The 23,261-nt window shown below is 59.9% G+C and carries 21 protein-coding genes; 8 read left to right on the top strand and 13 right to left on the bottom strand.

Annotation, left to right across the window (positions count from 1 at the left end; all coding sequences use genetic code 11):
• Positions 1–178: 178 nt before the first annotated feature.
• Positions 179–1,546 (bottom strand): glutathione-disulfide reductase, encoded by a 1,368-nt coding sequence (gene gorA, locus AU182_RS08670; RefSeq protein ID WP_369802073.1) that lies wholly within the window; start codon positions 1,544–1,546, stop codon positions 179–181.
• A 360-nt stretch (positions 1,547–1,906) separates the two neighbouring features.
• Between gorA and AU182_RS08665 the strand changes: the two genes are divergently transcribed.
• Positions 1,907–2,404 carry a hypothetical protein gene (locus tag AU182_RS08665; protein WP_227718195.1) on the top strand — a complete coding sequence of 166 codons (498 nt, stop codon included), beginning with the start codon at positions 1,907–1,909 and terminating at the stop codon, positions 2,402–2,404.
• A gap of 35 nt (positions 2,405–2,439) precedes the next feature.
• Here AU182_RS08665 and AU182_RS08660 read toward each other — a convergent pair whose 3' ends face one another.
• The 4 genes from AU182_RS08660 to AU182_RS08645 form a co-directional block, all read right to left on the bottom strand.
• The gene (locus AU182_RS08660) at positions 2,440–3,618 is read right to left on the bottom strand and encodes a TIGR01620 family protein (RefSeq protein WP_066963744.1); all 1,179 of its coding nucleotides are present in this window, start codon (positions 3,616–3,618) and stop codon (positions 2,440–2,442) included.
• Positions 3,618–5,072: a YcjX family protein gene (locus AU182_RS08655; protein ID WP_227718194.1), complete on the bottom strand. Its 1,455-nt coding sequence runs from the start codon at positions 5,070–5,072 to the stop codon at positions 3,618–3,620. The genes AU182_RS08660 and AU182_RS08655 overlap by 1 nt, the downstream gene beginning before the upstream one ends.
• Positions 5,073–5,277: 205 nt before the next feature.
• A complete protein-coding gene (locus AU182_RS08650; RefSeq protein ID WP_066963741.1) occupies positions 5,278–6,066 on the bottom strand; it encodes a GIN domain-containing protein in 789 nt (262 codons plus the stop codon).
• A 101-nt stretch (positions 6,067–6,167) separates the two neighbouring features.
• Positions 6,168–6,587 (bottom strand): HIT family protein, encoded by a 420-nt coding sequence (locus AU182_RS08645; protein ID WP_066963739.1) that lies wholly within the window; start codon positions 6,585–6,587, stop codon positions 6,168–6,170.
• Between the two features lie 469 nt (positions 6,588–7,056).
• On the opposite strand from AU182_RS08645, the gene AU182_RS08640 reads away from it, so the two are divergent.
• From AU182_RS08640 to tcdA, 3 genes are all read left to right on the top strand, one after another.
• Positions 7,057–7,500, top strand: coding sequence for a hypothetical protein (locus AU182_RS08640; protein ID WP_066963736.1), 444 nt, complete (start codon positions 7,057–7,059; stop codon positions 7,498–7,500).
• Between the two features lie 223 nt (positions 7,501–7,723).
• Complete coding sequence (locus AU182_RS08635; RefSeq protein WP_066963733.1) at positions 7,724–8,188, top strand: peptidylprolyl isomerase; 465 nt, start codon at positions 7,724–7,726, stop codon at positions 8,186–8,188.
• A 183-nt stretch (positions 8,189–8,371) separates the two neighbouring features.
• Positions 8,372–9,181: a tRNA cyclic N6-threonylcarbamoyladenosine(37) synthase TcdA gene (gene tcdA / locus AU182_RS08630; RefSeq protein WP_066963730.1), complete on the top strand. Its 810-nt coding sequence runs from the start codon at positions 8,372–8,374 to the stop codon at positions 9,179–9,181.
• Between the two features lie 4 nt (positions 9,182–9,185).
• Here tcdA and AU182_RS08625 read toward each other — a convergent pair whose 3' ends face one another.
• The 6 genes from AU182_RS08625 to AU182_RS08600 all read right to left on the bottom strand — a co-directional run bounded on the left by AU182_RS08625 (position 9,186) and on the right by AU182_RS08600 (position 16,006).
• The gene (locus AU182_RS08625) at positions 9,186–10,856 is read right to left on the bottom strand and encodes an aminotransferase class V-fold PLP-dependent enzyme (protein WP_066963727.1); all 1,671 of its coding nucleotides are present in this window, start codon (positions 10,854–10,856) and stop codon (positions 9,186–9,188) included.
• Entirely contained in the window at positions 10,853–11,635 is a 783-nt protein-coding gene (locus AU182_RS08620; protein WP_066963724.1) for a TatD family hydrolase, read from the bottom strand. Before AU182_RS08620 ends, AU182_RS08625 begins: the two co-directional genes overlap by 4 nt.
• A 163-nt stretch (positions 11,636–11,798) precedes the next feature.
• Positions 11,799–12,659 carry an SDR family oxidoreductase gene (locus tag AU182_RS08615; RefSeq protein WP_066963721.1) on the bottom strand — a complete coding sequence of 287 codons (861 nt, stop codon included), beginning with the start codon at positions 12,657–12,659 and terminating at the stop codon, positions 11,799–11,801.
• Entirely contained in the window at positions 12,659–13,651 is a 993-nt protein-coding gene (locus AU182_RS08610; protein ID WP_082859317.1) for an SDR family oxidoreductase, read from the bottom strand. Before AU182_RS08610 ends, AU182_RS08615 begins: the two co-directional genes overlap by 1 nt.
• Before the next feature lie 41 nt (positions 13,652–13,692).
• Positions 13,693–14,646 carry a bile acid:sodium symporter family protein gene (locus tag AU182_RS08605; protein WP_227718193.1) on the bottom strand — a complete coding sequence of 318 codons (954 nt, stop codon included), beginning with the start codon at positions 14,644–14,646 and terminating at the stop codon, positions 13,693–13,695.
• Positions 14,647–14,659: 13 nt separating this feature from the next.
• On the bottom strand, positions 14,660–16,006 hold the full coding sequence (locus AU182_RS08600) for an NAD(P)/FAD-dependent oxidoreductase (protein ID WP_066963718.1): 1,347 nt from the start codon (positions 16,004–16,006) through the stop codon (positions 14,660–14,662).
• Positions 16,007–16,178: 172 nt separating this feature from the next.
• On the opposite strand from AU182_RS08600, the gene AU182_RS08595 reads away from it, so the two are divergent.
• On the top strand, positions 16,179–17,174 hold the full coding sequence (locus tag AU182_RS08595; protein WP_082859316.1) for an AraC family transcriptional regulator: 996 nt from the start codon (positions 16,179–16,181) through the stop codon (positions 17,172–17,174).
• Position 17,175: 1 nt separating this feature from the next.
• Here the strand turns inward: AU182_RS08595 and AU182_RS08590 are convergent, their stop codons facing one another.
• Positions 17,176–18,138 carry a DUF3445 domain-containing protein gene (locus tag AU182_RS08590; RefSeq protein ID WP_082859315.1) on the bottom strand — a complete coding sequence of 321 codons (963 nt, stop codon included), beginning with the start codon at positions 18,136–18,138 and terminating at the stop codon, positions 17,176–17,178.
• 132 nt (positions 18,139–18,270) lie between these two features.
• On the bottom strand, positions 18,271–18,798 hold the full coding sequence (locus AU182_RS08585; RefSeq protein WP_066963709.1) for a hypothetical protein: 528 nt from the start codon (positions 18,796–18,798) through the stop codon (positions 18,271–18,273).
• 295 nt (positions 18,799–19,093) lie between these two features.
• Between AU182_RS08585 and AU182_RS08580 the strand changes: the two genes are divergently transcribed.
• The 3 genes from AU182_RS08580 (at position 19,094) to AU182_RS08570 (ending at position 23,216) form a co-directional block, all read left to right on the top strand.
• Entirely contained in the window at positions 19,094–19,669 is a 576-nt protein-coding gene (locus AU182_RS08580; RefSeq protein WP_066963706.1) for a hypothetical protein, read from the top strand.
• Between the two features lie 572 nt (positions 19,670–20,241).
• Complete coding sequence (locus tag AU182_RS08575) at positions 20,242–21,372, top strand: M14-type cytosolic carboxypeptidase (RefSeq protein ID WP_066963703.1); 1,131 nt, start codon at positions 20,242–20,244, stop codon at positions 21,370–21,372.
• A gap of 38 nt (positions 21,373–21,410) precedes the next feature.
• Positions 21,411–23,216 (top strand): M28 family metallopeptidase, encoded by a 1,806-nt coding sequence (locus tag AU182_RS08570; protein WP_066963700.1) that lies wholly within the window; start codon positions 21,411–21,413, stop codon positions 23,214–23,216.
• Positions 23,217–23,261 lie beyond the last annotated feature (45 nt).

Genomic DNA, 23,261 nt, shown 5'->3' with positions numbered 1-23,261 from the left:
GGAGCACCGCGGGAACCACACCCTGTGGTGCCCGATGTGGGGCAACGCCCCAACCTGAATGAGCCAACTGCCCCAGGCCACCGGGCGAGGAGACGTACAGAATACGCAAAAGGCGGTGTCGGATATTCCGACACCGCCTTTTTTAATGGCGCCTGCAGCGCCCTATCCAAACTTTGGGTTATTCCGCCACCGGCGTGCGCATGGTGACAAACTCTTCGGCTGCAGTGGGGTGGATACCAATAGTCTGGTCGAACACGCTTTTGGTTGCCCCCGCCTTCATCGCCACAGCAATCCCCTGAATAATCTCTCCCGCATCCGGGCCCACCATGTGCGCACCAATCACTTTGTCATTGCCCTTGTCGACAATCAGCTTCATCAGGGTACGCTCATCCCGACCACTGACGGAATGGCGCATGGCGCGGAAATCGGACTTGTAAATCTCCACCGGAATACCCGCCTGACGCGCTTCCTCTTCGGTCAAACCAACGGTGCCAATGTTTGGCTGGCAGAAAACTGCCGTCGGAATATTGTTGTAATCGATCTCCGCGGTCTTACCGGTTTGCCAGTGCCTGACCAGCGCCATGGCCTCTGCCAGCGCAACCGGAGTGAGCTCGGGCCCACCGGTGACGTCACCCAGCGCATAAATCGATGTGACACTGCTGCGGAAGTTGTCATCAACACCGATGGTGCCATCCTTGTGTAACACGACACCCAGCTTCTCCAGGCCAAGCCCCTGAGTGTTCGGCCTGCGCCCGGTAGCGTACAGAACGGCATCTACTTCGAGTATGCTCCCGTCCGCCCCATGTACCTTGAGCGAGCCATCCTCCTGCTTTTCGATGGAAGTCACCACATGATTAAAATGCAGGTCTACCTGCTTTTTGCCCATTTCGTCGCGCACAAACCGACGCACGTCGTTATCAAACCCGCGCAAAAAGAGTTCGCGACGGTAAGAAAGATGTGTTTCCGCGCCCAGCCCTGCAAAAATGCCCGCGAACTCCACCGCGATATAGCCGCCACCAACCACGAGCACCCGACGCGGGAACACTTCCAGCGCAAAAACCTCGTTCGACGTGATCACATACTCACTGCCCGCAAAGTCGGGCACATAAGGCCAACCACCTGTGGCCACCAGTATGCGTTCCGCGCTGTAGGTGGCGTCACCCACGGTGACCTGTTGTCGCCCGCTCAGGGTGGCTCTGCCATCAATCACCTGCACACCCGCATTGCTCAGCAGGTTCCGATAAATACCGTTCAGGCGAGTGATTTCCCGCGCATTGTTATCGCGCAGCGTCGGCCACACAAAGGTCGCACCGGTCTGACCCTCCCAGCCGAACGCTTCCGCGTCTTCAAATGCTTCCCGGTAACCACTGGCGTAGACAAAAAGTTTCTTGGGTACACACCCGACATTCACGCAGGTGCCACCCATGTAACGATCTTCGGCCACGGCAACCCGCATACCAGTGGCAGCCGCCATACGTGCAGCACGTACCCCACCGGAACCGGCACCAATGACAAATAGATCAAAATCAAATTCAAATTCAGACAAAACTCTCTCCTTTCGCTGGCAGCAAACGACCATCCCCGTTCGCACCAGATTCATACTGCGCCAAAGCGCTCAAAAAACCCGCACTCAACCTGTTCATAACGGCCAGAACAGGTCATGCCTACACCCAAGTCGTCCGAAAAAAAGCGTACTGTTTCCGCAATTGGACCATTAGTGACAAATCATACTTAAAAGCCGTTGACAGAAGATTGGCGTTTCGTTATTCATGTGATGTTTATCACAATAACAAGCCTGATAGCGAAAACAACACTAGGGCATTCAACAATGAAAACCCAGAAAACTTCAAAACTACGGTTAGTAAAAACAACTTTTCTTCGTAAGGCTTTTGGCATGGATGTGGATGTGTATTTGTCATCGCTCAGGGCGACCCTGTTAACAGGCCTGTTCGCCATCTTCGCGACCACCACTGCAACCGCCAAAACCCATCCCTCCTATCTCACCGACAGCTATTGCAATTCCCTGGTCGAGCAATTTGTCGACTCCGGTATGCGGAGCCTGGGCAAGTACGTCAATGAGAACTTCAAGCCCCAGTACAAAGGTGGCATCCGCAATACCATCAACTTTCTGAATCAACGTGCAGAGTGGCTGGGGGAGTGCGACGCTTATTGGGCAGACACCGCCAGCTCTCGCGTGTTTCATGATGAAAAAAATACCAAGGCGATCTTTGATGCCATGCAGGCACTGGCGAAGGAACTGCAAATGGTCAGGGAGGGCGTTGAATACCCGGATGAAACCGGCGCAAACAACCCCCGCCCATTTATCAAGAGCCGATACGATACCCTCGCCCAGCTGGTCGATCAGCATCACACCCGCATGCTGATGAAGAAACAGTTCCAGTAAGTACCCGCCCCTGTCACACAGTCGCCGGGCCGCTGTTATTCTGCGCCCGGTGACGACTTCCTTTCAGCACCCACTGCATCACGCCCACCACCAGCCGCACCAGCGGACCACTGCTGCGAGTCTCGCCCAAGCAGGCGCTCCTTCAGGCTGCCCGCGATGCGCTTGGTTAGCGCCCCCAGACGTGGCCGCTGCTTCTCGGAAAACGGTATCGGGCGGCAGCTGTGCACGGCGGCGAGACCGATGCGCGCCATAAACAGGCTCGCGCCCATACCCTGCCCCAGTCGCGCAGACACCGTACTCAACATACTGTCCCCTACTAGCTCCGGCCACAGTTCACTGACCGCGTACTCACTGGCTCCACTGTAGGCCACCAGCGCGAGTATTTTCTTGAACAGCCGCCAGCGCACCACGATCGACGGGCGCACGCCATAGATCTGCGCCACATCATCGATCATACGCATGGATTGCCGCAAAGCGACAAGCACGTCGAGGGTAGTAAACGGACTCAGGCCAACCAGTGCGCCGGTAGTGGTGGCATGTCGCACAATACGACGCAGCGCCTCCTGGTCCAGCGCCTCGAAAAAATTCAGCTCGAGGTGACGGAGCAACTCGCTGTTGTCGTAGTAATCGGGGGTTTCTGCCTGCACCCGCGCTAATAGCGCCCCCTGCGGCTTACCCGCAAACAGTGCGCGCAGTTGCTGATTCAGGGGCTCTACCGCATCCGTCGCTCGGCTATCCCGCACCTCGGCAGCCAACTCCTGGGTTTTCTGGAGCTTCCGCAGCGGTTTGCCCGCGCGAAAATACTCCCACACCGCACTGGCCATGGTCGCCACCAGCGCGAGGATGATGACAGCCGCCAGCAGCCCCAGGCTCCAGTGCATATCCGACGCCCAGTAAAAGAACTGTCGCAGCTCCCAAAATACCGCACCAAAGGCCAGCGCCAGTGCCGCCAGTAACGCGGGCTTCCACATGCGCAGGCGGAACACCGGCAGCCGCAGCTCCGAGAACGATATTTTGTCCGGCAGGGATTCACCGGTGGTGATGGAGCGCGGCAGCTCCGCCGGCTCTTCCGCGAGAGACTCCACCCGGGTACTGGCCCGGTCGTGTAGCGCCGGTTCTTCCACCTCCAGGTTTTCGATCCGGGTCTGGCGGCGCGGCTTTGCCCCGCTATCGCGGGCGGGGGCCTTGTCGAATTGATTGTCAGAAGTAGCCATTACACCTTGTCTCCCAGCAACAGGTTCAATAGCGCATCCATACGGATATGCGGCAGGTACCCTTCCCGCCCTATGCCCGCAGGCGGTCGCAGCTGCGGCGGCAACCCACCCGTGTAGTGCTGCCACTCCCGATCTTGCGGCAAGTGCGCCATGATCTCGGCGTTTTCAAACCCCAGGTAACGGCCATCCATACCGTGCCCGACCAGCATGCGGCGACCATCACGCACACTTTCATTGGAGCAGCGCACGGCAGCGATAGCCTCACAATAGAGTGGCAAGCCGCGATGTCGCGCACCGGAAAATACCTGCTGCAGCTGCTGGCCCAACAATTGGCGCAGGGCGTCATGGTCAGCGGCCAACACTTGATCCACCTTGGTCGCCGCAAACAGCAGGCGGTCGATGCGGGGGCGCCACAATTTACGCAGCAGACCATTGCTGCCATAGCGGAACGTGTCCGCTATATGCCCGAACGCCTTGCGCATATCCTCCAGTGACTCCTCACCGGCAAACAGCGTGCTGATCAGGTCCACCAGCACCAGCTGGCGATCCAGGTGTCGGAAGTGGGTCTCCACGAAAGGTGCGACCTTTTCCTCCACATAGGCTCGATAACGTGCCTCCAGAACCTTGTACACGCTGTCATCCGGAAGTGCTCGTAACTCCTGCTCCGATTGATGGTGCAATGCGGGCAGCGGGAAAAAACCGTATTCGTCGTTGTCGAGTAGCGCCCTGCCTGGCTGCAGATAGCTGAGCTTTCGCTCACTGCGGCAATCCCGGAGAAACTGCCGGTAGTTCTGCCAAAGGCTGTCGAGCCGTCCTGCCTCTATCACCGCCTCCGGCGCAATACCCCGCAGCTGCCCCAGCAATTCCGGCGCCAGATCCGCACGGGGGGCGCCCTCCAGGAGGTCCCGCTGGTGGCGGCACCAGGTGGCGAAGTCCATCTGCAACAGTGGCAGGTCCATCAGCCACTCACCCGGGTAATCGCGCAGCTCCAGAATCAGCTTCTGCCGATAATCGCGCCCCAGCCGTCTGCCCCGTAGATGGACGTGTAGCTCCAGGGCGGACAGGTCGCGGGTGGACTCGGGCCAGCGCGGGGGATTGGCGGTCAGTGCTTCCAGGCAACGCGGGTACTCAAACAGCGGTAGCCCGGTATCCAGGGCGGGGTGTAGTTCCGCGCCGAGCAGGCGCCCGTTCAGCGCAGGGGCAAAACCGGGCAGCTGGGCCTGGTCCGGGTGGCTGAGCTGATAAATCAGGCTGGTGATGAGGGTAGACTTGCCGGCGCCGCTCAGGCCAGTGATGCCGATGCAGATACGCTTGTCCAGAAGGCGCTCCGCGGCCCAATGGGACTTATCCCGCGCCTCGTTACGGAATTGCTTCCAGTGTCGCCGGAGGGACCGCAAGCGGCCCTCGCTTTTCATTCGCGTATCCTGTTGGCCGTCGTCGTCCGAAGCGCTCATAGGTTCTCCCTGCACCTGCCAGCGCGCAATGCGCGGCGATCTAAGCATTGTGGAGGTCGAAATGACCGTTTCAACCCCTTAAGTCTATATCCCATTGGTTGCCATCACTGTTACTACTAACGAAAAACGCGGATCCCACTGTCTTTGAAAAACAGCGGGATCCGCGCTTTTGGGGCCTTTCGCTAGTTGCGCGTGGGGGCAACGACTACTCCACCAGAGCGACATCTCCCGAGCCCATGACGGAGAAGGACTCACTAACGGGACGCTTCAGCACGATATCACCGGAGCCCATAATCGAGCCGCCTGCGGTATTGGCCACCAGATTGCGCCCCATAAAGTCGCCAGATCCCATGACCGTCACATTCAGGCTGGCCACCTTGCCGCCGACTGCGATATCCCCGGAGCCCTTGATCTGGGCGGAAAAGTCCTCGCCGACAAAGTTCTCCATGCGGATATCACCAGAGCCAGTGATACCTGCTGATCCGTGAACCGCGAGTACGGTGCCCAGCAAGACATCCCCAGACCCGGTCACGCCGGTGGACAGCGTCTCGGCAGCGACTTTGTTCACCCGAATCATGCCAGAGCCGGTCACCCGCAGGTCGAGTTTCTCGCTCTCCAGGGTATCCGCGGTCGCGTCACCAGAGCCGGTCACCCGAAGGCTGTCGATCACCGGAAGAGTGACCCGGTATTCCACGACAGGCTCGCTGCTGACGGTAACGATCCCGAACAGGCTCTTACTTTCCTGCTCCACGGACAGCTCCAGGGTGTCGCGCTTCACCTCGGCTTTGGCGTGTATCAGGTCCGCCTCTTCACCGTGGGCCGTCACGGAGAATGTGTCTCCCTGAATAACCTGGAGGTTAGAGCCGCCTTTCAACGCAATGGCGGTAAAGCCGTTCAGCGGGAAGGTTCTGCTGCTTTGCTGGGCATGCACGGCGCTTGCCATCAGGGAAAGCGCCACCATCAGTGATACGAAAATATTCAATCTGCGAAACATGAGCCGGTTACCTGTTGTTTTGTTCAATACCAGTGAGACTGCACCAGCGGGGGGTTTGGATGCATCTGTTGATGCAGATTCTCAATAGACCCCTCGCGCCCTCAGTTGGCATCGGCACGGTAACCGAGTTCCTCCAGAGCCTGGCGTAGCTTCGCCGCCTCCGCGGCCAGCGCTTCAGGCTCCGCCGGCTTCTGCAACGCGAAGTCCAGATCGGCGATTTCATTGATCGGTACCAGATGATAATGGGTATGTGGCACCTCGATACCGGCTACCATGACCCCGACGCGCTTGGGCGAATACACCTTCTTCTGCGCCTTGGCCACTTTACTCGCCACCGCCAGCAGATGGGCAGTCACCTCCTCAGGCACATCATCCCAGTGATTGATCTCCTCCACCGGAATCACCAGGCAATGCCCGGGTTTAATGGGGGCGATGGTCATGATCGCCACGGCCACCTCGTCGCGCCAGATAAAGTGCCCCGGCAGATCGCCATTGATAATCTGGGTAAAAATACTCGCCATAATGCCCTGCCTCTGCTTGATTACTGCCTGACCTCGCCGCTGGTCATCCCGCTGGGTGGCGGGCTGCCGGGGCGGACCTGTTCATTGTTAATACTGAAAAGCCCGCTAGTCTAACAGCGCGCCTTCGATGCGCGCCAATGGTCGCGAGCTTGCCCACAAACCCGCGCCGCCCTGACCCGTAACGAGCAAAAAATGCCTCAAAAGCCGGCAGCGGAAGTAACTCGCGCCCGGTTTTGCACCTGTTTAAACCATCTCATCACAACCCGTGGAAGAGTGTGACAATTTTCTGCCGCTTCGTTGGCAGCCGTATTCCCATCCCGTAATCTTGCGGCCGATATCGCGACAGGCAGCCACACGCCCTCACCCGGGATTCCTCAGCGCACGATCGCTCCCCGGGTGACTGTTTATAAATGAGGCAATTCAGGCGCAAGCGAAATCGGGCAAACGCTATGTCAATGGGGGATCAGCAATGTCAAAACCAGTGCCTGCACGCACAAATTTCACACCCGCCAGTGGGCACCCGCCCTCTTCTGGCGCTGCTTCCGAGCTCGTAGAAGACGGGCTGCTGGCCCAGCTTGGCGGCCGTCACTTTATCCAGGAAACCGTGAGCGAGTTTTACCACGCCATCGGCAAGCACCTGGTCGCAGAAGACTGCACAGACCACGGCAAGCAGCGCACCCGCCAGGCCCAGTTCCTGAGCCACGCTCTCTCAAACCAGCCGGAGCCGTTGCGCAGCGCTCGCGCCAGCTTCCTGGCACGGGGCATGAACCCGGCGCTGTTCGAGGCGCTGCTCGAGTACTTCGAAGGGCGGCTGCTGGAACTTGGCTTCTCCGCCGCCATTTGTGACCGCCTGGTACGCACGGCCGGCAACCTGTACGACACCAGCCAGGAGCCACTGTCGATCGCCTGCTGACTTCCCACTACACCCCGCCCCGCCCTTCCCGGGTAAGCGCCGCTCAGGCCACCTGGCCCCGCGGCCGATCCCTGTGTGCAACCGAGCTGTCCCCGTCACTCGGTTGCGACGGCCGGGGCCGCCCCATACAATGCCCCCTCACACAGCCTTTATTCCCCCGTTTGCTTTTCCTTGTGTAAGCGGTAAGCGCTACAACTCACTCTCAAGATACAAGAGATTATCAATGAAAATTGCTAACCACAGTGTGGTGGAGATCAACTACACCCTGAAAGATGCCGAAGGCACCGTGATTGACTCCTCCGAAGGTGGCCAGCCGCTGAAGTACCTCCAGGGTGTAGGCAACATCATCCCCGGCCTGGAAAAGGAAATGCTGGACAAGAGCGCCGGTGACAAGTTCACCGTGGTGATCGCACCGGAAGAAGGCTACGGCCCGCAGAACCCGGAGCTGATCCAGACCCTGCCAAGCAGCGCTTTCGGCGGTGTCGAGAAGCTGGAAGTGGGCATGGCATTCCGCGCCCAGAGCACCGAAGGTCAGCCGATTGAAGTAGAGATCATCGATATCGATGGCGATCAGGTCACCATCAATGGCAACCATCCGCTGGCGGGCGTAGAGCTGCACTTTGACATCGAAGTGGTCTCCGTACGCGAAGCCACCGCTGAAGAAGTCGACCACGGCCACGTGCACTAAGTGACTAAGTGATCGACACGCGCAGGGCCGCCCGGCCCTGCCGCGCGCTAACGGCTCCCTGACCTGTTGAACCGAGAACGGTCAGGCAAGATTCAGCTCCTATTACCTCCACGCAATCATCAAACCCGACCAGTTCCCGCTCAATCACAGACCGACTTCAAGCTGCAACTCCGGATTACACCCATGCCTCTCAGCGACTCCTATCTGCAACGTTTTGGCGGAATCGCCAGACTCTATGGTGAAAAGGCGCTGCCCGTGCTGTGCGACGCCCACGTGGTCATCATTGGTATCGGCGGCGTGGGAAGCTGGACGGCAGAAGCACTGGCCCGCAGCGGCGTGGGTAAACTGACTCTGATTGATCTGGACGACATCTGTATCACCAATACCAATCGGCAGATTCATGCGCTTGCCGACACGGTGGGCGATATCAAGGTGGCGGTTATGGCGGAGCGGCTGCGCGCCATCAACCCGGAGATCACGGTCATCACCCGGGAGGACTTTATTGCCAGTGATAATTTTGGCGAGTTCCTCGACCCGGACACCGCCCGCATCGATGTGGTGATTGACGCGATCGACAACGCGCGGGTGAAGGCTGCACTGATTGCCTATTGCAAGGCGCGCAAGTTGCGTCTGATTAGCGTGGGTTCCGCCGGCGGCAAAACCAATCCTCTCGGAGTGACCTGTGCGGATCTCGGGCGCACAGTCAGTGATCCCATGCTCGCCAAGGTGCGGCAACATTTATACCGCTTCCACAATTTCCAGAAGTCCCGCAAGCGTCAGTTTGGCGTGGACGCTATCTACTCCAGTGAAGCCATGGTGTACCCCCAGCCCGACGGCCAGGTTTGCGCGCAGAAAAGCACCATGCAAAACGGCGTGAAGCTGGATTGCAGTGGCGGCTTTGGCGCTGCCACCATGATCACCGGCACCTTCGGTTTTGCCGCGGCCTCCAAAGCCATCGAACGGATACTGCAACAGGCGAGTACGCACGCTTAGCGCGTCACTCCCCCATCAGCTCCAGCGCGCGTTCCAGTAGCGCCCGGAAACCATTACTGCGGGACTCACTCAACTGCTGCGCCAGCCCCAGCTCGTCGAACATTGCCAGCACGCGCTGCCTGGCGCTGCCATCGGCAGGCCGGTCACCCAGCTGGGTGAGCAGCAGCGCGCCCAAGCCTTTTACAATCCGGCTGTCGCTATCGATGGCGAACCGGTGCACCCCGCGATCACAGCGGTGGACCAGCCAGGCGCTCGACTCGCAGCCTCGCACCAGGTTGGCCGGGGTACGGATCTCTTCCTTGCGGGAAATAGCCTTGGCCCAGCCCATCAGTATGCGATAGCGGTCTTGCCAGGTCGCGGTATCGCGCAACCGCTGGAGATCCAGATCGGCGAGATCGTCGGGCGTCCACGCATCCGCGCTCGCCCCGTGCTCCGCGACCGGCGGCGAAGACGTGCCCTCATCCGCATCCAGCTGCGCCACAAATTCCTCCACTGCCGCGACAAATCGATCAATGTCTTGCCGGGTGTTATACGCGGCCACGGATGCGCGCAGGGTCGCCACATGCCCAGCGGCCTGCAGCAGGGGCTGGGCGCAGTGGTGCCCCACGCGCACTGCGATATCGCGCCCGTCCAGCCAGTGGGCCAGGTCAATGGCCGCACAACGGGGATGGATCAACGTGGCAATACCGAGATTATTTTCCGCCGTACTCAACAGGGTAAGCTCTGGAATCGCATGCAACCGCTGGTGCAGCTCCTGCACCAGCGCCCGCTCGTGCCGGGCCATGGCGGCGCGGTCCTGCCGCCCCAGGAAATCAATACAGGCACCGAGGCCAGCAATCGACGCCAGTGAAGAAGTGCCCGCCTCAAACTTGTGCGGCAACCCCGCATATTCACTCGCCAGCAGATCAACGCTGGCAATCATTTCACCGCCCCCCTGCCATGGAGGCAGTGCGGCCAACAGATCCTCGCGCCCAAACACCAGCCCGATGCCGGTGGGGCCATAGAATTTGTGCGCGGAGCACACGAAGAAATCACAGCCCATTGCCTGCACATCGATCGGATCATGCGCGGCCAACTGTGAACCATCCAACACCCAGAACAGGTCACGCCCCGAGAGTGCGTTTCGCAACAAGTCGAGGTCGGTGCGAAACCCCAGCGCATTGGAGCCGGCGGTAACAGAAACAATTCGGGTGCGCGCGGAGAGCACCTCGTCGATACGATCAAATTGCGGCACGCCCGCTATATCCGGCACAAAGCGCAAACGCAGGTCGCGGCTCGCCGCCATCATTTGCCAGGGCACCAGGTTCGCGTGGTGCTCGGCCGTGGACAGCACGATTTCATCCCCCGGACGCAACTGGCTGCACAGGCTGTTGGCCAACAGGTTCAGCCCTTCGGTGGCACCGCGGGTAAAAATGACTTCCCTCGGCGAAGCGGCGCCGAGAAAGCCGGCCACATCACGCCGCACCTGCTCCACCATTTCCGTGGCACGCCTGGCCAGTCGATGACTGGATCGATGCGTGTTGGCATTGGTGTGCAGGTAGAAATTACGGATGGCCTCGATCACGCTCGCCGGTTTTTGTGTGGTGGCCGCATTGTCGAGGTACACCAGCTCACGATTTTCGGGTTGCGCAAACAGGGGGAATTGTTGCTTGAAGTGTTCGACAGAAAAACTCATATCGCAAACAGGGCTCGAGTATTTTTTTCAGTTTGGCAAATGACATCGTCTACGGAAATGCCACGCAGCTCTGCCAGGATTTCCGCGACCGTCGGCAAGTACTCAGGGCTGTTGCGCTCCCCCTGGCGTCCGGCGTGGGGCATATCCGGCGCATCAGACTCCAGCAGCAGATTTTCCAACCCAACGCCAGCAAGGGTGTTGCGGGTTTTCGCCGCACGCGCATAGGTAATGGTGCCACCCACCCCCAGAGAAAAGCCCAGCTCGATATACGCCTCGGCAATTTCCCGGCTACCGCTGAATGCATGGATCACACCGCCTTTCGGTGGTGTCAATTTTTTCAACATACGAATTACTTCATTATGCGCGCGCACAACGTGCACGATCAGCGGCAGGCAACGTTCCCTGGCGGCGATCAGGTGCGCCTCAAAAACGGCCAGCTGCGCCTCCATCGAGGTGTCTATGTTGGCATCCAGCCCGCATTCACCTATCGCCACGCAGCCACCGCGGCGCCGCTCCCGCTCCACCCGCTCAATCAGCGCCCGCCGCAGCTGTTGCGGCGCAAGCGCCAGATCCTTTACCCACCAGGGGTGCACTCCCACTGCGCCATACCAGTCGGGCTCGGAATCCACCAGTGCAAACAGGTGCCGCCACTGGGGGATGCTCACGCCCGGAATAATGAGCGCGCCAACACCGTTGGCGACAGAGCGCGCCCAGACTTCAGCGCGATCCGGCGCAAAGGCGTCAAAATCGAAGTGGCAGTGACTGTCGACCAGCGGCATCGCGAAAAACCCTCCGGGTCTTTGGGGGAATGCGTGGCATTGTAGGATTTTTGTCAGGCCTGTGCGCGACAAATTCGGCGGGGCAGGCATGGCCACACTGAACGCGGCCACGTTGCTTTATGGCTACGCGAGGATGACAACCCCGGAGGGGATATTGGAAGGATTATTGGCCGCCCTGCTCCGCCAGTTTGCGGCCCGCTTCAAGCTCTACGCGGAAGTTCTTGACCATCTGCCGCAGGAACAAACCTGGCGCGAGCCGGTAAAGCCAGGCTCCGAGCAGGCTTTTGTCTTTCGCGAACAGGCGTTCCTTGCCGGCGCTTTGCGCGGCCACAATACGCTCAGCCATCCAGTCTGCGCTGCGCACCACGCCAATGGTGCTCTGCGCGTGCTGGGCTCGCCCACCATTTCCGGAGAGCGCATTCGCATCGATGTTGGTGGCCACAAAGCTGGGGTACACCATCAGCACCCGGACCCCCTCCTCGCGCACCTCTTCGCGAAAGGTTTCGAAGTACTGGTGCAGCGCGCTTTTCGCTGCACAGTATCCCGCGCGCCCGAGCACGGGCATCCAGCCCGCCATGGAGCTGATATTGATCACACAACCAGCGGCCGCCCGCAACGGTGCCAGTAATCCCTGGGCCAGCTCGACCGGCGCATGGTAGTCGACCGCCATAACCCGCCGAATAACCGCGTTGGATGTCTGGCACGCGAGGCTGCGGTGGGTAATCCCCGCATTATTGATCAACAAGTGAATCGTCGGATAGCGCTCACGCAGCTGTGCGCAGAGTTCCGCCACGGCCACCTCGCTAGACAGGTCTGCCACAAACACCTCGGCGTCGATATTCTCGTGCTTCAGTTCACGGCTGCGAGCGGCCAGCGCCTCGCCATCCACATCCACCAGGGCAAAGCGCAAACGGCAACCGCCGCCATGCGCCTTGATCAACGCGCTCACCAGCGCCCAGCCGAGCCCGCCGGCGGCACCGGTCACCACAAAGGTCTTAGTAGCATCCTCCCGGCCAGTGCGCATCAGAGCTGCCCTCCGGCCAGTGCAGGCTCGGCAAAGGTGACCCTTGCCGTGTCGGCGTCAACCGGAATGTTCAGAGCCTCGCGGGCGAAATAGGCAAACGCCTCGGCGGACGTTTTCTGGGGTTGATAGCCCAGCTCGGTCTTCAAGCGGGTATTCAGCAGCACAGGCCGGTATTGCAGGAACATCAGTTGTGCCGGATGCACATTGCCAAGTCCCAGGTAGTAGCTCAGCCCCAGTAAAGTTTTCAGCAACCACACCGGCGGTCGCCGCAGGGGCTTGCCCAGCAGCCGCGCGATTTCTTCCGGTGTCAGGGCACCATCACCCGCCAGATTGTAGATGCCGCTCGCACTGCGTTTTACACCGAATTCGATAGCTCCAATGACATCCTGATCCCATACGAAGACGAATGCGGAGTTATAGCCACCGGGATCCAGAATACTGCCACCGGCGAACAGGTCACTGATCTTGCTGTTGGTGGTCGCGCCAACAATGGAGCAGGGACGGAAGATGAGCTGCTGGAGCTGGGGATGCTTCACACGATAGTCGGCGAGCATCTCTTCCACCCGCCGCTTGTGATCCGAGTATGCAAACGCCGGGTTACCGCGCAAGCGATCCTGCTCGTCGAGCCAAGCCGGGTTGTCGGCATGGTAGCCATAGGCCGCGCCGCTGCTGGTGAGAGTGAGATGCTCGACGCCCGCGGCAATACAGGCATCGAGTACGTTGCGGGTGCCCTCGACGTCAATACGGTATTCCCGCGCGCGGTCTCGCCCCGGGGAAACCACCGAGGCCAGGTGCACCACATGGGTGATACGTTCCGCGCGCATCAACTCCACCAGCGCGTCGTCACAGATATCCATGACAAACAACGGGAATGGGGTGTCCTTCCGCTGAATATCCACACCCACCACCGGCATCTGACCGCTCAGCAGAGACCCGAGCTGGCCACCCACGTAGCCGGCGGCACCGGTAATCAAAACTCTTTGTTCACGCATTTTTACACTGCTCTTATTGTTTTACGGGCCGTACACGGAGCCTAGCCGGCGCACTCGCCGGTGCTCGCACGCACCGCCTCACGACGCTGATTCAGGTTCCAGTAGCCCGCCAGGCACAGGCCGGAAACCAAGTGCCACACGCCCCAGAACCCGGCGATCACCAACATCTCCCCCGCCTCGGGGTAGAAGGTGAAAAGAATCGCCAGCGCCAGCCCCGAATTCTGAATCCCGACCTCCATGGTCACCGCGCGACGATCCCCCTGCGGCAGGCGCGCCGCGCGGCTGGCCAGATCGCCTATCAGGAAGGCGAGAGCATTGTGGGCCACCACCAGTACCAGCACCGCGCCCGCGATTTGCAGCGCCGTGTGCCAGTGCTTGCTGAATGAAATCACCACGAACAGCAGGAACACCAGCAGCGACGCGGCACGAAAAAACGGCTCGCTGCGCGCGGCAAAGCGCGGCAGCCGTGCACCGACAATCATGCCCAGCGCCATCGGTAGGGCCAGCACCAGCACCACCATCATCACCATATTTTCTGCCGGCAGCGCAATCGCCTGCAGGGCTTCACGTGTGTGGGGGTTCAGGCTTCCGTACAGAGCGAAATTGAACGGCGTCATGACCACCGCCACCACACTGGAAACAGCCGTCATACTCACGGAGGTGGCAACATTGGCGCGCCCGATCCAGGTCATCACGTTAGAAAAGGTTCCCCCGGGGCAACAGGAGACCAGGATCATGCCGAGCGCCAGCCCGGGGCTGATGTTCAATGCCCAGGTAGCCAGACACGTGATGGCGGGCAGTAACAGAAACTGTGCAACGAGCCCGGTGAGCGGCGCCACCGGGCGCCTGAGAACCCGCTCAAAGTCGGCTTTGCGGAGCCCCAGGGAGACCCCGAACATCATAAATGCCAGCACCGCATTCAGGGCGACGAGGGCGGCCGGGGACATTTGGAAGCTGTCGATCGAAGCGATGACTACCGGGTTAGATACATTCATGGGCTGGGTGGCCTCAGCGAGTCGCTGCGGCCGAACTGGTTGAAAAGTGTCCAGTATCCGCAACAGGTAGGTCCCGGAGCAAGTCTTTGGTGTGACCGGCCAGTGCCTTCAGGTAGGTGTCCTTGTGCACGTAGTACGCCATGCGCTCAAGCTCGAGGTAGTTCATCCCGCCGTCGGCGCGATTCGCGGCCTCTTCCTGCTTGGTTCGCTGGAGCTTGTGGGCAGAGGCGGCGCCGGCGGCAAGCTGTCGGATGTACAGGGCCACCATCTCCGCTTGCCGGTTGCGCCCTTCCCAGCCGAGTCCGGCCGCTTCCACCATGCCCATCAGGAACAGGTTGTCGTACTGCGGATGGAACACGTTCAGATACAGCCGCGGTGCAAACCCCTCCCAGTTCAGGTGCGCGCGGTCGATAAACGGATAGTGCAGCTTGTAGCCGGTCGCCATCAGGACCATGTCGTAGTCACCACTGGCGCCATCGGTAAAGGTCACCCTACTCCCTTCCACCTCGGCAACGTCGCTGCGCGCCTTGATATCCCCATGACCAATATGATGCAAAATCAGGGAGTTGATCACCGGGTGTGACTCAAACATCTTGTAATCTGGCTTGGGCAGGCCGTACTGCTCCGGAGAGCCCAGCATAAGCTTGGACAGCGCTGCGCTGATACGTTGCTGCACAAACCGCGGCAGCTTGATGCGCCCCCCCAGGGCATCCGTGGCCTGACCGCCGATGAACTTCGGCAAGAAGTAGTAGCCGCGGCGCAGGCTGATATCGACACTCTTGGCGCGGTGCACGGCATCCACAGCGATGTCGGCGCCACTGTTGCCGCAGCCCACCAGTAAAACACGCTTGCCCTCGAAGATCGCTGGATCGCGGTAGTCGCAGGAGTGCAGCAGCTCACCGGCAAATTCACCGGGCAGCGACGGCATATTGGGGTGATGGAGGGTACCGTTCGCAATGAGCAGGCCACCGAACACCCGTGTCTGCTCTTCACCGCCGCGGCGGGTTGTGATGTGCCATAGGTCCTCCACGCGCTCGCAGTGAACCACTTCGGTCTCGAATTCGTAGTGACGATAGAGGTCGAATTCACGGGCGTAGGCGCGGAAATATTCGCGCAATTCGCTGTGATGTGGGAACAGCGCCACATCATCCCCCATCGGAAATTCTGCAAACTCCGTCATCTTCTTGGACGAGATCAGGTGCGCCGACTCGTACATAGTGCTGGTGGGACTGTCGATATCCCACAGCCCACCCACATCACTGTGGGTCTCGAAACCGACACAGGGGATCCCATGCTTGGCCAGATTGCGTACACTGCACAACCCCATGGGGCCGGCACCGATCACAGCGAAAGGCTTCATTATTCTTCTCCGGGCTTCTTTCTCAGCTCACTGCCCGATACTCAAGCAAGGGCCAAGCGCGCTCTTTGTATATCGGCCTGTTGCCAATATGTACTGGCAATCAATATAACGTGACATTCAGAGGCGCCGTCGTCATAATCGGGCAGCATCTGGTTAATTGCGGACAGACCTAGTGAACACGAGAGACAGTAGAAGCGTAACCTTAAGCTACACGCGCGCAATTATAAGCGCTCTGGAACGGCTGCAGCTAAAACTCCCCGCTGAGGCCGAGGCCCTTCTGGCCGACATTAACGAGGAAGAGCGCGTCCCAATGCAGGTGCAGGAGGCGATCTGGCTGGCCGTCCAAGCAGCGCATCCGGACCCACTGCTGGGAATCCGGCTCGGTCAGGCCATGCAGGGCAGCCAGATGGGCCTGGTGGGCTACCTGCTGATGACACAGAAAAACCTGGGGGCCGCGCTCGACCAGCTGCTGATCTACCACCCACTGCTGGGTGAAGGCGGGCAGTTTGAAATGCGCCGCGGCAGCTTTTATGTGGATTTCTGTTACCGCCCGAATTACCTGCGCTGCGCGCGCCTGCGGGTCGAAACCGTGCTTTCCATTTGCCTGGCCCAGGCCCGGGCCATGACCGGCCGGCACTTCCAACCCCAGAGCGTCCAGTTTGCCTACCCTACCCCGTCGCTGGCGGTACAGCAGCAGTACCAGCAACTGCTGCAGGCACCAGTGCAGTTCAATGCGGAATTCTCCGGCATTCGCCTGCGCCCGCAGGATCTGGAAATTCCGCTGGTGGCCGCCGACCGCCAGGTGATGGCCCGCCTCAAGCCGGAAGCAGACGCACTGCTGAAGGCGCTGACCAGCAAAAGCCTGCAACTGCGCGTGGCGCATTTGCTGCAGCAGGAACCGCAGCTTAGCCGCGAGCAGGTCGCCGCTAGGCTATGCATCAGCCCGCGCCACCTCGGGCGCAAACTACTGGAAGAAGACGCCAGTTTCAGGGCGATTCAGGACGAAGTGCGCAGCCACTATGCCTGCCAGTGGCTGCGGGAAGGCGAAAAAACCAACGTGGATATAGCCGCGGCACTGGGCTATTGCGACGAGAGTGCCTTCGGCAAGGCGTTCCGGCGCTGGACCGGCCTGTCACCAAAAGCCTTCAAGGCAGAGCGCTCCACATGACTCAAGACGGTGCCAGGTGTGCGGCGAAAAATGCCTCCAGCTGGTGCCGGAACGGTGCAATGGACTTGTAGCGCGACTCTTGCGGTGACATGGATGCTACCGCCGCCTGCAGTTGCCGGAGCACACCCGCCATCCCCAGCAAATCCTCCAGTGGGTTAATCATCACCCGAATGGAAAACACCACCGCACCGGTTTGCGGCAGGCGCCGCAGGGACTGACGCTCGACTCGCAGGAACAGGCCTCTCTCGGTATTGTCATTATCCGCCTCGCTACTATCCACCTCGCTACTATCCGCCTCGCTACTACCCGCCTCGCTACTATCCGTCTCGCTACTATCCGCCTCGCTACTATCCGCCTCGCTACTACCCGTCTCGCTACTACCCGTCTCACTGCTCTCGCCACGATGCAGCAGCTCCGCCGAATCCACCACCGACCAGTTACCGCGCCACACCGGGAACTCCGGCAACAGGTGATCAAAAAAGCGGGAGACCTGGGCACCGATGTTTTCTGCAAACCCCGGTACCGGCCGATGGATTTCTGCCAGCGGCTGGCCAATTTTCTCCTCCAGCCGCCAGTAACTTGGCGCTGCCAGAGAAGCCGCAACCAGCGTATAGCCGCGCTCACCGGGCATCAGAATACAAAGATCATCCGCCACCCAGAGGCTCGCGTTCCACAGCGGCTCACCGCTCACAATGGCGGCCGCCGGGCCAGGCCAGCGGAGACATCCCGCCGAATGCTGCCACGCAAGATCGCCGCCCGACTGGAAATGGTACATCGGGTGGTGCTGCCGAAGGTGCTGCGCCAACAGTGCCACCAATTCCCGCTGCGCCGGCAAAGACGACGGCAGTTGCGCATACACCCTGTCCCCCAGCCTGCGCCGGGCACACAGTTTGTTGTGATGGTAGTGGGGCAAACGGGGGCAATCCTGGAGCCAGAGATCCGGGGAAAGCCGGTTCAGCCCCATATGCACGATGCGAGGATCCCGTACAAACGGGAGCACCCTGTCGGAAGAGAGAAGGTTTTGGGCGTAGCGGCGGTGATCCCGGCCCGCCACACCCTCAGGGGCAGACTGCGCCCCGGACAATAGGGCCACCCGTTAGCGGGCCGCAGTGGCCTGCTGAGCAGCGCGCGCCTGATTCAGCGCGGCCAGGTCCTGCAGCCATACGATATCAGCGGCAGCCACCGGCTGCCCGGTGTAAGCGCCCAGAGCTGCACCCACCTGCTCCAGATTGGTCGCTTCAGCACCGCCGGTCACGCTATCAAGCGGCAACTCGATCCACGCCTGTCCACTCTGATCCACTACCGGCTTCCCGCTGTCCAGCAGGCTCGCCAGTTTGCCGTTATCGTCACCCTGATCCACTGCGCTGATGTGCCGATCAATGGCAGAAGAGCCGCCCGCCGGCAGATAGATGGTGCCATTGGTGAAATCCACCGCAAAGGCAACTACCCCCGGCAAGATTCCGAACAGCAGCCCGGCACCATTCAGAATAACCACCACCGGATCGACCCGACCACCGGTTTGACCTTTCCGCTCCGGATATAAAAAGTAACCGCAGGCTGTGAGGTTCAGCATCAGGGTCAACAGACAGGAAGCAGCAATGCCCCGTTTAATCGATGTATTCATGGATTTTCATTCCTGAAAGATAAGTTCACCAGAGAGTTCAGGCTCGCAAGAATACCGATTTGTCCGCCGCCCCGAAAGTGGCGCCCATTGTATCTTTGTGCGCCAGGTCGCAGGCACACCGCTACTTCGTCGGTATTCTGGTCACAACCGTAGCAAAAAGCTGGCACACCCTGGCCGTAACGCGCCAGGGTGTCCGAAACAACCGTCTGATCACGGCTTCAATAACAACCAACAAGACCCTACCGATCAGCGCAGGCGCCACAATGGCCCTGCGGACACCAACGGAGACCACACCATGCCCATCCACTTTCGATACTGCACCCTGCTGGCACTGCTCATACAGGTGCTCCTGCTGGCCGCCTGTGCGGCACCCGGCCAGACCCGTGACGAGCAGCGGCAACACATACAGCAAACCGAACGCGAAGTGCTCGATGCGCTGTATCGGCTGAAACCCGACCTGCGTGGCGACGTAGCCAAGGCGCCCGGTTACGCCGTATTCAGCAACGTAAACGTCAACCTGCTATTGGCCAGCGCGTCCACCGGCTACGGCGTTGCGGTTAGTGGGTCCGGCGAGCGTACCTACATGAAAATGGGCGAGGTCGGCGTTGGCCTCGGCTTCGGTGTTAAGGATTTTCGTGCACTGTTTGTCTTTGACTCGCCGGCAGTGATGAATCGTTTTGTGGAGCACGGCTGGTCCTTCGGTGGCCACGCAGATGCCGCCGCCAAAGCCCAGGACAAGGGAGTGGCCGTCGGCGGCGAGGTTGTCGCGGATGGAATGCGGGTGTATCAGCTGACGGAAAGCGGCATCGCACTACAGGCCACGCTCAAGGGAACCAAATACTGGAAAGACAGTGCGCTGAATTTCGATTAACCCCGGGCGACTTGCCCGCCAGTTGCACGGCGCCCCTAGAGCTGTTCAAAAGTTAACCAACCGCACGCCAACTTTTGCCCCCGGCAGGGCGACATGCACACAGCCTGCCTAAACTTTAGACAGCACCTGCTGAGGAATGTCAGGGAGCAGTACAACGTTTCTGATGGTGCGGTTGTGGTTCGCACCGCGCATTGACCGGGCAGTGAGAAGTCGTCATTGGTCTGACGCCAGAAATTTCAAGGAGCAGTAGTCTCAGCAGGTGCCGCCATGGATTGGCAGGGGCGCGGTGTTCGCAAGAGCACCGCGCCTTTTTAATTTTCACGCCTTTATTTTCGCGCCGCCACTGGTGGTGATCGCAAAGTCGCCATAAAAATATCTGGATACTTCGCTGTTTCAATATTTTGTTCTCACAAACAAAAGCGCGACAGGTATTTCCTCCAAGCTATCCCGGGCTATCCTGAACGTTTGATTCGAATCCGTATCCTGCAGCATTATGCAAATCAAACCGTTGGATACGACAACTCTATCTGACGTGAACCCCTTTTCGTCCACGACCAATGCGGAGCATACGCATGCACATCAGCAGCGCTTTCGACAGCGGCAATATCAAAGTCATCGACAAGAACAGCAGCCCCATCGAGCTCGCCATCCGGATCGACAACCAGTCCGATTTCTACCAGTGGTTCCACTTTCGCCTCGAGGGTGAAGTCGGCAAAGAGTACGCCCTGCGTATCGGCAATGCGGGCAAGGCGGCCTACCCCGAGGGCTGGGAAAACTATCGACTCTGCGCCTCCTACGACCGCCACCACTGGTTCCGTATCGATACCCAGTACGATGGCAAAACGCTCGATTTCTCGGTTTCCCTGGAACAGCCCGCCATCTACCTGGCCTATTTCGCGCCCTACTCCTGGGAACGGCACCTGGATCTGATCGCCTGGGCGCAGTCCGACGAGCGCGTACAGGCAGAAACCCTGGGCCTGACACTGGATGGGCGGGAAATGACATTGCTGACCGTCGGCAATCCGCAAACGGCCAAGCACAAAGTATGGATGATCGCCCGCCAACATCCCGGCGAAACCATGGCCGAATGGTTTGTCGAGGGTTTCCTGGAAACCCTGCTGGACGAGTCCAACGCCGCCGCCATGCAGCTGCTGCAGGACACGGTGTTTTACGTTGTTCCAAATATGAACCCGGACGGCAGCGTGCGTGGGCACCTGCGCACCAATGCCGCCGGCGCCAACCTCAACCGGGAATGGCAGTCGCCGAGCATGGAACGCAGCCCTGAGGTCTACCTGGTGCGCGAGCGCATGCTCGCCACTGGCGGAGATATGTTCCTCGACATCCATGGCGACGAAGCCCTGCCGTTCAATTTTGTCGCCGCCTGCGAGGGCATCCCTGGCTACGACGACCAGCACGCTGCCCTGGAAAACACCTTCAAGCAGGCTTTCGAACAGGTCAGCCCGGATTTTCAGACCGAGCGCGGCTACCCCCTGGACAAGCCCGGTGAAGCCAACATGACCGTCGGCACCAACTGGTGTGGCCACCAGTTCCGCACCCTGGCACTCACCCTGGAGATGCCCTTCAAAGACAATGACAATCTCCCGGATCCTCTGGAAGGCTGGTCGCCAGCGCGCTGCCGCACTCTGGCCCGGGACATGCTCTTCCCCATCCGCCAGACCCTGGCGTTTATGGACAACAAATAACATCAACCCCTTTCCTATAACCAGAAAAAGGAATCTTTATGCACACTCCTGATCACTGGCGGCGCCTGGCGCTGCCACTGGCACTCGCCGGGCTGACCGCGATTGCCGCCTGCAGCAAAGACGGTGCAGGCACCAGCGCAGACAGCACCGCACCGGAGTCCCAGAATGCACCGGCAGAAGAACGCCAGATTTCAGCAGCAAACGATGCTGGTGCAAATACGACTGCCGAGCCGACACTCAGCGACGCCGACAAGGCCGAAGTTGCGGAAATCGCGCGAGACCTGCACAAACACATCGCCGTGCTTGCTTCCGATCAATTTGAGGGCCGCGCGCCCGCGACCAAAGGTGAAGAGCTGACGGTGAACTATCTGGCCGATGAGTTCAAAAAACTCGGCCTGAAGCCCGGCGCAGTGGATGCCGATGGCAACCCCAGCTGGTTCCAGGAAGTGCCCGTGGTCGAAATGCAGATCGAGAGCACCCCGATGGAAATCCGTGGCGAGGGTTTTGAAAAGTCGCTGCAGCCGCTCACCGACATGGTCGCCTTTACCCAGCGCCAGACACCCCAGAGCCAACTGAAAGACAGTCCACTGGTGTTTGTGGGGTACGGCATCGTCGCTCCGGAAAACAACTGGAACGATTACGCCGGCCTCGACATGCAGGGCAAAACCGCCGTGATTCTTGTCAATGACCCGGGCTACGCCACTCAGGACAACAACCTGTTCAACGGCAACGCCATGACCTACTACGGCCGCTGGAGCTACAAGTTTGAAGAGGCCGCGCGTCAGGGCGCCGCAGGTGCCATCATTGTTCACGAGACCGGCGCCGCCGGATATCCGTGGGAAGTGGTGAGCGGCAGCTGGTCCGGTGCTCAAATCAGCCTGGAGTCTGAAGACAAGAACGCCGACCGGGTTGCGGTGGAATCCTGGATCACCAGCGACGCAGCCAAGTCGCTGTTCACCGCCGCTGGCCTGGATCTGGCGAAAGAGATGGACGCTGCCAAGCAACAGGGCTTCCAGCCGAAGCCACTGAACCTGACCGCATCCGTCGACCTGAAAAGCGAAGTCCGCACGTCCAACTCGCGCAATGTGATCGCCAAAATCGAGGGCACTACCCACCCGGATGAAGCGATCATCTACACCGCTCACTGGGACCATCTCGGTGTCAATGACCACGCAGAGGGGCAGGACCACATCTTCAACGGTGCCGTCGACAATGCCACCGGTACCGCCGGCCTGCTGGCCATGGCACACCAGGTTGCCAAAATGGAAGAGGCTCCACAGCGCTCCCTGCTGTTTGTCGCCGTGACCGCAGAAGAGTCCGGACTACTGGGCTCGAAATACTATGCCGCTAACCCGGTCGTTCCCCTGGAAAATACCGTGGCCGGTATCAACTTTGACGCCATGGGCGTTCTCGGGCCCATGCGCGATGTCATCGTCGTGGGATACGGCAACAGCGAGCTGGAAAAAATGCTGGAAGATGTGGCCAGCACCCAAGGACGTTACCTGGCACCGGAGGATCACCCGGAGCGCGGCTACTTCTACCGTTCCGATCACTTCAGCCTGGCGAAGAAGGGCGTGCCCATGCTCTATTTCTCATCCGGCACCGACAGCTTTGAACACGGCCGCGACTGGGCCAAGAAGAAAGCCGACGTATACACCGCCGATCACTACCACAAGCCGGGAGACGAATATGACCCGGAGTGGAACCTGGAAGGCGCGGCACTGGATCTGGCGCTGGGTCTCGACATCGGCCTGGCACTGGCGAACAGTCGGGACTGGCCGAACTGGTACAAGGGCAACGAGTTTCGTGCAATTCGCGACAAGAGCGCGGATAGCCGGAACTGAGTCGCCTGAAGCAGTTAATCAACACGCACAAAAAAACCCGCTGCA

Origin of the sequence: Microbulbifer sp. Q7 (assembly GCF_001639145.1) — a bacterium.
GTDB lineage: Bacteria > Pseudomonadota > Gammaproteobacteria > Pseudomonadales > Cellvibrionaceae > Microbulbifer.
Note: the sequence above shows the minus strand (reverse complement) of the source record. Positions and strands in the feature narration are given on the sequence as shown.